This is a genomic window from Caballeronia catudaia, assembly GCF_001544755.2.
Classification (GTDB): Bacteria; Pseudomonadota; Gammaproteobacteria; order Burkholderiales; family Burkholderiaceae; genus Caballeronia; species Caballeronia catudaia.
The window spans coordinates 48,448-58,505 of the sequence record NZ_FCOF02000042.1; the positions used below are offsets into that span (position 1 = coordinate 48,448).

General features: G+C 61.8%; 10 protein-coding genes and 1 pseudogene. 4 read left to right on the top strand and 7 right to left on the bottom strand.

Annotation, left to right across the window (positions count from 1 at the left end; translation table 11 throughout):
- Positions 1-75 precede the first annotated feature (75 nt).
- Genes AWB75_RS29475 through imuA form a run of 3 tightly spaced genes read right to left on the bottom strand, consistent with a single transcriptional unit; the run spans position 76 to position 5,340 of the window.
- Positions 76-3,225 carry an error-prone DNA polymerase gene (locus tag AWB75_RS29475; RefSeq protein ID WP_061127545.1) on the bottom strand — a complete coding sequence of 1,050 codons (3,150 nt, stop codon included), beginning with the start codon at positions 3,223-3,225 and terminating at the stop codon, positions 76-78.
- A 14-nt stretch (positions 3,226-3,239) separates the two neighbouring features.
- The gene (locus AWB75_RS29480; protein ID WP_087086981.1) at positions 3,240-4,703 is read right to left on the bottom strand and encodes a Y-family DNA polymerase; all 1,464 of its coding nucleotides are present in this window, start codon (positions 4,701-4,703) and stop codon (positions 3,240-3,242) included.
- Positions 4,627-5,340 carry a translesion DNA synthesis-associated protein ImuA gene (imuA, locus tag AWB75_RS29485; RefSeq protein ID WP_061127546.1) on the bottom strand — a complete coding sequence of 238 codons (714 nt, stop codon included), beginning with the start codon at positions 5,338-5,340 and terminating at the stop codon, positions 4,627-4,629. Before imuA ends, AWB75_RS29480 begins: the two co-directional genes overlap by 77 nt.
- Positions 5,341-5,468: 128 nt before the next feature.
- On the opposite strand from imuA, the gene AWB75_RS29490 reads away from it, so the two are divergent.
- The 3 genes from AWB75_RS29490 (at position 5,469) to AWB75_RS29500 (ending at position 7,197) form a co-directional block, all read left to right on the top strand.
- Positions 5,469-5,765: a hypothetical protein gene (locus AWB75_RS29490; RefSeq protein WP_200823053.1), complete on the top strand. Its 297-nt coding sequence runs from the start codon at positions 5,469-5,471 to the stop codon at positions 5,763-5,765.
- A gap of 74 nt (positions 5,766-5,839) precedes the next feature.
- Complete coding sequence (locus AWB75_RS29495; RefSeq protein WP_061127548.1) at positions 5,840-6,196, top strand: hypothetical protein; 357 nt, start codon at positions 5,840-5,842, stop codon at positions 6,194-6,196.
- A gap of 29 nt (positions 6,197-6,225) precedes the next feature.
- The gene (locus AWB75_RS29500; RefSeq protein ID WP_061127549.1) at positions 6,226-7,197 is read left to right on the top strand and encodes an SOS response-associated peptidase family protein; all 972 of its coding nucleotides are present in this window, start codon (positions 6,226-6,228) and stop codon (positions 7,195-7,197) included.
- A 186-nt stretch (positions 7,198-7,383) separates the two neighbouring features.
- Here the strand turns inward: AWB75_RS29500 and AWB75_RS29505 are convergent, their stop codons facing one another.
- Entirely contained in the window at positions 7,384-7,614 is a 231-nt protein-coding gene (locus AWB75_RS29505; protein ID WP_061127550.1) for a hypothetical protein, read from the bottom strand.
- A 234-nt stretch (positions 7,615-7,848) separates the two neighbouring features.
- On the opposite strand from AWB75_RS29505, the gene AWB75_RS29510 reads away from it, so the two are divergent.
- Positions 7,849-8,547 carry a hypothetical protein gene (locus AWB75_RS29510; RefSeq protein WP_061127551.1) on the top strand — a complete coding sequence of 233 codons (699 nt, stop codon included), beginning with the start codon at positions 7,849-7,851 and terminating at the stop codon, positions 8,545-8,547.
- 501 nt (positions 8,548-9,048) lie between these two features.
- On the opposite strand, the gene AWB75_RS29515 is transcribed toward AWB75_RS29510, so the two are convergent.
- From AWB75_RS29515 to AWB75_RS29525, 3 genes and pseudogenes are all read right to left on the bottom strand, one after another.
- The gene (locus tag AWB75_RS29515) at positions 9,049-9,291 is read right to left on the bottom strand and encodes a hypothetical protein (protein WP_061127552.1); all 243 of its coding nucleotides are present in this window, start codon (positions 9,289-9,291) and stop codon (positions 9,049-9,051) included.
- Between the two features lie 197 nt (positions 9,292-9,488).
- Positions 9,489-9,680, bottom strand: coding sequence for a hypothetical protein (locus AWB75_RS29520; RefSeq protein ID WP_061127505.1), 192 nt, complete (start codon positions 9,678-9,680; stop codon positions 9,489-9,491).
- A 42-nt stretch (positions 9,681-9,722) separates the two neighbouring features.
- A pseudogene (locus AWB75_RS29525) lies at positions 9,723-10,058 on the bottom strand (AAA family ATPase); the annotation flags it as partial.

A 10,058-nucleotide genomic window follows, 5' to 3' on the forward strand; every position in this document is an offset into this window, starting at 1 on the left:
AAAAACAGCTCAGCGAGAGCAGCGGCGGCGACGGTTGAATCGGCGCAATGAAGCTCGGCCCCGGCCGCGTGGACCTCAGCAGAAGTTGCGACTTACGGTCGTGAGCCCGCCGACCAGATGGGACATGTCAACGAGGCGCTGGGCAACGAGGTGCCGGACCTCGCCTTCGCACTGCCAGGTGCCGTACACGGCGAGGAGTGCTGCGCCTAGGGCCTCTTTTCGCTGCTTCTCGAGTAGCGACGGCCAGACGATCACGTTGACATTGCCCGTCTCGTCTTCCAAGGTCACGAACATGACGCCCTTCGCGGTGCCCGGTCGCTGCCTTACGGTAACAAGTCCACAGCCTCGCGCCAGTCGTCCGTTGCGATACGTGCGCAGCGTCGCGGCGGGCATGAGCCGGTGCTCCAGCAGGACGGGGCGCAGAAGCGAAAGCGGATGCCGGCCCAGCGTGAGTCCCGACGCGTTGTAATCGCTGACGATGTCGTCCGCTTCGGACGGCGCGCCCAGCGCTGGCGTTTCATCATCGATGCGGCTGTCGGCCAGAATGTCCCGGTCGGGGACGGCCGCGACCGATTGCCAAAGCGCTTCGCGGCGATTGCCGGCAAGCGACCGCAGGGCATTCGCCGCTGCGAGCACCTGAAGGTCCCGTCGATCAAGCTGAGCGCGGCGCGCCAGGTCACTCACGCTCGAAAACGGCTTCACGGCGCGCGCGTTCTCGATGCGCTCGGCGGCACCGTCTCGCATGCCTTTGAGTAACGATAAGCCCAGACGCACGACGGGCTTCGCGCGATCGATGCGACGCTCGAGCACCGAGTTCCAGCCGCTGATGGTGACGTCGACCGGCACGACCTCGACACCGTGACGCTTCGCATCCTGTACGAGCTGCGAGGGGGAATAAAAGCCCATCGGCTGCGAATTGAGCATCGCGGCAAGGAAGGCAGCGGGCTCGTGGCATTTGAGCCAGCTGCTGGCATACACGAGGAGGGCGAAACTCGCTGCGTGACTCTCGGGAAAGCCGTACTCGCCGAAGCCTTTGATTTGCTCGAAGATGGCTTCCGCGAACGCTTTCTCATAGCCGCGCGCCTGCATGCCGTTGACGATGCGATCGTAATACTGCTGCAGCCCGCCTTTGCGTTTCCAGGCCGCCATCGCGCGACGCAGTTGATCCGCCTCGCCCGGCGTAAAGCCCGCAGCCAGGATCGCGACCTGCATCACCTGCTCCTGAAAGATCGGCACCCCGAGCGTGCGACCCAGTGCGACTTCCAGTGCTGGACTGGGATAAGTCACCGGTTCGATCTTCTGACGCCGTCGAAGGTAAGGGTGCACGGCACCGCCCTGAATCGGCCCGGGACGCACGATCGCAACCTCAATCACCAAATCGTAGAAAGTCCGCGGCTGCATGCGCGGCAACATGCTCATCTGGGCGCGCGACTCGATCTGAAAAACACCAACCGTGTCCGCTTGCGAAATCATCTCGTACGTCTCAGCGTCTTCCGACGGGATGTCCTGCATCTCGAAGCGTTCGCCGCGCTGCTCGGAAACGATATCGAGCGTGCGGCGAATGGCCGACAACATACCGAGCGCGAGCACGTCGATCTTCAGCAGGCCAAGTGCTTCGAGGTCATCCTTGTCCCACTGAATCGCGCTGCGATCGGCCATCGCGGCGTTCTCGACGGGCACGAGCCGCGTGAGCTTGCCTCGGCTGATGACAAAGCCGCCGGAATGCTGTGACAGGTGCCGGGGGAAATTCAGGATCTCAGCGGCCAGTTTCGCCCACATCGTGATGAGCGGGTTGGTCGGATCGAGCCCCGACTCCTCGAAGCGACGCAACAGATCCTGCGAATGATCAAACCACTGATGGCTTTTGGCGACCTTGTCGACGATCTGCGGATCGATGCCGAGTGCCTTGCCGGTTTCGCGTAACGCGCCACGCGGCCGATAGGTCGAGACCGCAGCGGCAATGGCGGCGCGATCGCGGCCGTACTTGCGATAGATGTACTGGATAACCTCTTCGCGCCGCTGGTGCTCGAAGTCGACATCGATATCGGGTGGCTCGCCGCGTTCTTTCGAGATGAAGCGCTCGAACAGCATGTTGCCGCGCGACGGATCGACTTCGGTGACGCCCAGGCAATAACAAACTGCGCTGTTCGCAGCGGACCCCCGGCCCTGACACAGGATGTGCTGGCTGCGCGCGAAGCGCACGATGTCATAGACTGTGAGGAAGTACGCTTCATAGCGCATCTCGCGGATCAACTGCAACTCGTGCTCGATCTGCTGCTGAACCTCGTGTGGGATGCCGGTCGGGAAGCGCCTATGCGCACCGATATACGTCTCCTGCCGCAGATACGCCTCGTGCGTAAAGCCGTCCGGCACGAGTTCGTCGGGGTACTCGTAGCGCAGTTCATCCAGTGAGAAGGTGCAACGCTCGAGGATGTCGAGCGTTTGCGCGAGTGCGTGAGCAGGATACAGATTGGCCAGGCGCAGCCGCGAACGAAGGTGTTGCTCGGCGTTGGGCGCGAGGTCGTAGCCGCACTCCGCCACGGGCTTGCCAACGCGGATCGCCGTCATCGTGTCCTGCAGCGGCTTGCGAGAGCGCACGTGCATCACGACGTTGCCCAGTGCGACGACCGGTACGCGGTGCTGTTCGGCGATGTATTCGACGCTGCCGCGATGAATGTCATCCATCGCGCGTTGGTGGAGGATCAGGCCGCCCCACGCGCGGGCGGGAAACGTCTCGTTGAGCCATTCGAACTGCGCGGAGAGGGCGTCTTCCTTTGCGGGAAAGTCCGGCACGAGGATCGCCAGGCAGTCAGGCATGCCGCGCAGATGCGCGTGCTCTTTCTCGGGCTTGGAAAGGTCGTGCGGCGTGAGCAGGTACGAACCCTTCGCCGCCCGCATGCGACCGAGCGTGATCAGCTCGGACAGGTTGCCGTAGCCATTTCGGTTTTGTGCGAGCAGGATCAGGCCGAACGCCGGGCGCTTGTCCGCGTGAACCAGCCGAAAGTAGGAGCCGATGATCAGCGGCAGCTTTTCTTCTTTCGCCTGGACGTGCGCGCGCACGACGCCTGCAAGCGAGCATTCGTCGGTGATCGCCAGGCCGAAGTAGCCGAGCTGCGAGGCGCGCAGCACGAGTTCTTCGCCGTGGGATGCGCCGTGCAGGAACGAAAAGTTCGTGAACGCGAAAAGCTCGGCGTAGTCGGGAAGGGCCGACGAAAAGAGATCCACGGCAACACCACCGATTATCCGAACAGCCCGTGAAGAAACCAGCGGACTTCGTCGGTCTTCACGCTCGGTCGTTCACGGTAGATCCAGTAGCAGCTTTTATCGGTGGCTTGCGCGACGTAGTAGTCGCGCGTGACCAACTCGCCGTCGTGCCAGCCAGCTTCAATGCGTTCGCCCGTCGAGACGAGCTTGAGCGGCGAGCCGTAGAACGGCCGGTGATTCTTGATCATCAGCCGCACGGGCGTATGGAGCAACCACGTCGGCCGCGGAAGTTCGGCTGGGGGAGGACACGCCTTGACCGTGTCCTGGACCGGCACCCAGCTATTCGCCTGTTCGGGGCGATGGTCCGACGTCGGTGCGGGCCGCAAGACATTCTCGGCGCCCAATCGAGCGACCAGCAATTCGAGCAGGCGATTGTGATCCTGGGCGGAGCCGCCCGGATCGGGGAACAGCGAGTCGCTGGGCGGCTCAGCCGGCTGCACCTTCGATGCCGTCAGGCGCACTGCGATGACGGCCGCCTCGAGCTCGATACGCCCGAGCCGTTCCTTGAGTAGTCGCACGAGGTGCTCTTCGTGCCATGTCGGCTCGGCCAATGCGATATCGATCACCGTCGGCTCGATCGCCTGACGGCCGCGCTCGTGTTCCAGCGTGATGGTCGCCTGCGTCAGCGCGAGCTGCTGCGCGCTCAACCAGCCGCACAGTTGCACGATCAGGCGTCGCGCGGAAAACAACACCGCTTCTGCGTGCTCGACGCGGTCGGGTAGTTCGATGCGCGCGCTGAAAGACGGCGGCAGCTCCAGCCACTCGTAGAGTTCGGGCGACAGGCCGTAGGCGCGATCGAGAGAATCCAGTAAGTCCACGCCACACCTCTTTTTAAGCCCTGCACGCGGCAGGCGTCGAATATCGTTGAGCACTCGGCAACCAAGGCCGTTAAACCACTCGGCGAAAGACCGAACTTCAGGCACCACCATGAAGGGCAACTCGCCGAGCGTGCGTTCAAGCGAACTCATCTTGAGCACGCGCCGGCGACCGCGTTTTGCGAGCAACCACGCGCCTTGCCCCGTGGGCGCCACGCTCATGCGTGCGGTGACGCCGATAGCGTTCACTACCTTCCGGAACTGTCGACACACATGCGCGATGCCCCCGAAAAGCCGGAGACTCGCCGTCACGTCGACCACGATGGTCTCTTCCTCACGCACGGCGACCTGAGGCGAAAACCGCAGCAGCGCAAAGGCGACTTCGCGTTGCACGTCGAATTCGCGTGCAGGGCTTCGGTCGTACATCAGCGCGTCGGCCGCGAGTGTCGTGACGCCACCGCGCTTCATGCCCACCCTCACGCCTGCGTCTCTTGCTGCCTGATCGAGCACAATCACCTTGTCGCGTTCCAGCACCACACAGCCGTGTTCAGTCGGAGATGACCATCTCGGACGGAACACCTCCAGCGAGAGCCGGGGCAGGAAGATGGCGACGAACACGGCCATGGGCGCTGAGCAGAATCGGTGAGGGTTGAAGGTGGATGGACAGTGGATCGGTTCGGGTGGGCCCTCGTCGCTTGATCACATCGACGACGATGCCGCCGTCGGCGGGCCGCACACCCAGCCGTAAAGCGGCAGGCGACGAATCCTGGGCGGCGGCAAGCGGACGGATCAGAATCAGCAGGGTTTCCGTCGCTTGCGCCGCCAAATGCAGCCGCCGTAAGGCCTCGGACCGAATGTGCTGTTGCCAGAAGAGCAGCGCACCGCAACTTCGGGCGTTCAGCACGCGCTCGGCGCACCAGAGTGCGTCCGCCGTTTTGGGCGCACGCAGCATCATCAGCTTGTCGAGCGGCAGGCCCAGATACGAAAAGGCCAGACTGTTCGGCACGTGCGGCGCCTGCAAGAGCGCGACCGGCCGCTTGCTAGCGGCCACGAGCGCGGGCTTGAGCAGTCGCATCTCGCCGATCCCCGGCTGCTGCACCAGCAGTTCGACCAAGGCGCCGACAGGCCAGCCGCCGCCGGGCAGTTCCGCCGACAGGGCGGCGTAGCCGGTGTCGATGGTCTTGCCGTACGCACGCGCGAGCTGATTCCCCCTCCAAAGATCCGGGTGAATCGACTCGATGTGTTGAGGCAGAGCGGCCATGGCAAGAGGGGCTAGCGGGAATACTGTATAAATGTACAGTGGTATCTTAGCTCAAAAAGTGAAGCAGTGAATTGCTCCCTTTTAACTGGCTGCAGAAAAGCCTGAACGATATGCTTGTGAGACATCCGATGCCGGAGTTCGCCGACTTCGTCGTCCAACTGCGCGAGGCGTTCGGCGACGCGACGCTCGACGAGGCGGTCGCTCGCGGCAAGGCGTCAGAGCCCACCTTCTTCGCGCGGGAGAACGGCCGGACAGGCGGGACGAACCCGCTGGAAGACTTCAACTACTGGCAGGTCGACGCAATCGTGCGCGACCGCCATGACTGCGCGGGGTGCGATGGTTCGTGCGTCGGGACGGGACTGTGCTGCAGCGAGCACGGTCGATCCGCCGTTGAAAGTCGGGAGCGCGTCCGCACCTGCAGGTAGTTGGCACTGAGGTGGTGCGCAGTTGGCATGAAGTTGGCAATGAAGTGGCGAGTACGTGGGGAGCCGGGAACGAGATGAACATGCCTGATATTGATGAACTGAAAGGCGCGCGAGCAGATTTGCTCTGCTTTTTGGTGGCGACCGTTGCCGCTTCGTACGCGCTGACGCAGGAATGGCGCGTGGACCATGTGGTCGAGAGCAGCCGCATCTGGCTCAAGCGCAATTTTGTCACCGTGCAATGGCTCGAGCGCGTACGCATCGGCCAACTTGCCCTCAAGATCGCTCGGCGTGACCTCAAAGGAGCGGGCATCGCCGTGCGCCAGTCGGATGTGCAGGCGCTCTTCACTGGCGACATGGGCCTGAACCATGCGAGCACGGTGGTGCAAAAGATGATGAGGCTGTGCCGCGAGGCCACGGGCACGGCAACATAAACCGATCGAAAATCGAAAGGGGGGCGGCAGTGTGCTACTCGGCGCAGATTCAGGCTGACTATCGGCGATACGTGAAGATGTTCGGCGCGCAGATGGACATTCGTGAGTTCGCGCGCCTGTTCTGGGAGCGCGCCGAAGGCAGCAAGGCGAAGATCCCGAGGGCGATGGAAGACGCCTTCCGAGAGCCTCAGACCGATGACGAGCGCCAGGTCAAGACTTTCATTGATCGGTATAACGCCGAACAGGCGACCAGGGTCGAGCAGGATCTTTTCAAGCAGCGCACGCGACTGGCCGATGCCGAGCGGACGCTGCAGACGAAGACGACTAAAGCGGCGACCGAAAGCAAGCGCATTGCAACGGACAAGATCGATGCAGCACTACGGCGCTTGGCCGACTTCGGTCGAACTGAACAAGAGCCGCGGGACTCACGCATCTTTCCGGGTTACTACGCCCCCGTGCTGGTGGTCGAAGATGGGCAATATGTCATCAAGCCGATGCGCTACCAGTGTCGCATCGCGGGGAAGCCTGCGAATTACGATGTCAAGTACCCCGGGACATATAACGCGCGGCGCGATAGTCTCGAGAAATTCTGGAAACCGTGCTTTGGCTATACGCATGGCCTATTGTTGGTCGATGTCTTCTATGAGAACGTCGCGAGGGCAAAGTGCGAGAACACGCTGTTCGAAACGCATGAGGGACCGCAGGCACCCGGCGAAAACGTCGTCCTGGAGTTTCGCCCCAACAACGGTCAGCTGCTGATGGTGGCGTGTCTCTGGTCCAAGTGGACGGCTCCCGGTCAGCCGGATCTCCTATCGTTTGCCGCCATCACCGACGAGCCGCCTGCCGAAGTGGAAGCAGCAGGGCACGACCGTTGCATCGTGCCAATCAAGCCCGAGAACGTCGAGGCATGGTTGAATCCCGATCCGTCGAATCTCGATGCACTGTGCAGGATTTTGGATGACCGCGACCGTCCGTACTACGAACACCGACTTGCCGCATGACATTGGCAGCTTATTGATGGTTTATGAAAGGGGAGCGTGCAGCATCATCGGAGCAAGCAAAACCTAACCCTCCCACGGTCGATTGAAAGCGGAAACGGACGAACCATTGAAAATTTGCGACAAAAAGTGCGCCGAAAGATGACGACGTTCTCACTTTGATCGTTTCAATCACGCTGCCTTTCACAGTCAGTGCTGTTCGACCTTGAAAGGTGGGAGTGGCAGGGTTTGCCCATCGACGAAAGCAAACGCGCAGCGAATGGCAAATCGATATGCACCGTCTTTGCTCGCGAACACGCCAAGATCGCCCAGGGAGGTTGTTTCCCCGTCCTCTTCGAGAATCGATGCGCGGGCAACGAACGCGCGACCGACGCGTGTGACGGATGGCCGAATGGCCGCACCGTGATGATAAAAAATCATCGTTCATGTCCCCTTTATGTCGAGCGAGTAAAGCCAGAATAGCGCGAAAAAATTAACTGAATGTGAAGACGCCTCTCTTGAATGGGCACTTAATTTCATCCGCGAACGACGGCATGACGCTGGCAGGCGCCCACGGTCGCGTATTCATCACATTGGGCAGTCGGACATTCCCCGATATTAGAAAAACGAGCGGAATTTTCTATACTTGCTGCTTCAAAGCTCTGAGGACACGCTATGTGGCAGGCGCAATGGCAGCAGGTGTCGGCTCTTTTGACGCAGTTTCAATGGCCCAACTGGCTCGCGATCGCCGGCACATCGAGTGCCATTAGCGCGATCGTCGTGCTGGCGATGCAAGGATTGAAGGAACGCATCATCGCTCGACGCGAACGACGCGACGCGGCTCTGGAGGTTGCTATATCGCTCGAAGGGTACGCGCGAGTGTGCAGAGCCATGATGCACCGTGCGGAGTGGGCCGGCGACGAAGCGACCCGCTCCGGAAATCGCGAAGCTGCGCAAAGTGCAATGCTGCCGGCGTTTGTCTACCCCGAACAGATCCAGTGGCGGCGACTCAGCCACCGCGTCGTGTCCGATTTGCGCGACTTTCCAGCCAGGATCCACGCCTGCCGCGAAGACCTAAGGTCGTTCTGGGAGTTTAGCGATCCTGTCGCATTTTGCGAGGAAGTAAGTCTCGAGAGCGCGAAAGCGGCAAGAGATGCGCTGACGCTGGCTCGCGAAACGAGAAAGAAACACGGGTGTGTGCCCTGGCGGCCGGGGGCGAAGCATGCCGATCTAAGCCGTGAGCTGTTGACGTTGATCGCTCGCGCCGAAGAAAAGCGCTTAGAGAGCGTCAAGCAGCGCACCAGCGTGGCCGTCCGCACCGGAGAGTCGGCCACGTTATTTGGATCGGAGCCAGGAAACCCTCGCGTCGCTTAATAGGCAGGGCTGTCATCGACAGAGAGATCGCCGTCATGCCTGTTTCCAAGAAGAGGAAGTCGCCCAAGAAGCCGGGGCGTTTGCAGTCAAAGAAGTTTCTCCTTCCGATGCCTCGGGAGGATGCGGACGCCTTGTGTCTTCAGTCGCGCCTCGCGCTCCAGGCCGCACGCGGGCAACGCGCCGCGCGACAGGAAACGATCGTGCTCGCCCAGACTGCCCTGCTCACGAGTTTCCTGACCGAGTCTGGGGATGGCCTGCTCGACTTGCCGTTTGCCCGTCGGGTGGAAGAGGCGGTGCTTGCGATGCTCGATGCTGGAGAAAAGAGAGCGACCGGTGGGACTTCGGCGACTCGCTCGTCGAGTCGCTCACCGCCGTTGTCAACGAACACGACCGACAGTTGCGAGAAGTACGCTTCGGCGCAATCGTGGCTGCGAACGAACGGCTGGACCGAATGGTGGCCTCGGTCCGCGTGCAGGGTTAGATTCAGCAGCGTTCGCGCAGTTACTTGTCGGGCGGCAGCGGGAAACGGCAGCCGTGCTCGTCCATACCCGCAGGTTCATTGAAAGACGGGTCCTCGCCTTCATCATCCTCGCCGGTCAATGGGCGCGGCCAAGGCCACGCCTCCGGCGCCCATGGGGGAATCTCGTGCACGACTTTGAACTCGTAGTCAGCAGGCGATTCCCAAATGTCGTCAAAGGTTTCGTCGAGAATCTGCTTGAGATAGACGCAGTCGTCGACGCTCATAGGTGTTATGGCGCGCGCTGGAATAGGTTCGGCGTCGCGTGCTATTCGAGGTGAGACGATGAAGTTCGTCGCGCGCCAGACGGGAAGAATGGTGTCTTGAGCAGTGCGCGACGGAACGGGCAGCCAGACGGGGAAGTGTCGCGCATACGGCCGCCCATGTGAAACGGCCCCGGCGCGATGAACGCCGGGGCCGAAGGTCAGAACGGATCGTCCAGTGGATCCTCGTCGAGCGGCGGAACGCCGTCGGGCGGACGATAGCGGCGTGCCTGCTTGCCGTATTCCCAGTCGAACCAGTGGTAGAGGTCGGCGAGCATGAGCCGGATGAGGTAGGCCGCTTCATCGGTGAGCTCGGGACGGCAGGGCGTCGTGTTTCGGGTAAAGATGAACATGGTGTATCTCGCGATTGAAGAATGACGGATTAGAGATCGCGTTTAACGCATTTCCTCGATGGCCTGCTGCAACAGCTCGTCGGGGAGATGGTTGAGTCCGCGGGGGACTGCGAGCTGCATGGCAATACGCAAGATGCGCCCGGCCTGCCGGGGTAGTCCGCGCGAGGCCTGACGCAGCAGTTCGAGCCCGGAATCGGACAGCAGCGTATGGGTACAGCCGGCGGCCTTAAGCGCGTGTGTGATGAGTTGTGCAAAGCGTTCGCGCTCGATCACAGGCTGCAATTGCACGCGCGCCTGGACGCGGCTGTAGAGCGCGGCGTAAGGTGTGCGTTCGAGCATGCTGGCCAGCGGCGGATGACCGACCAGCCACACGGTGAT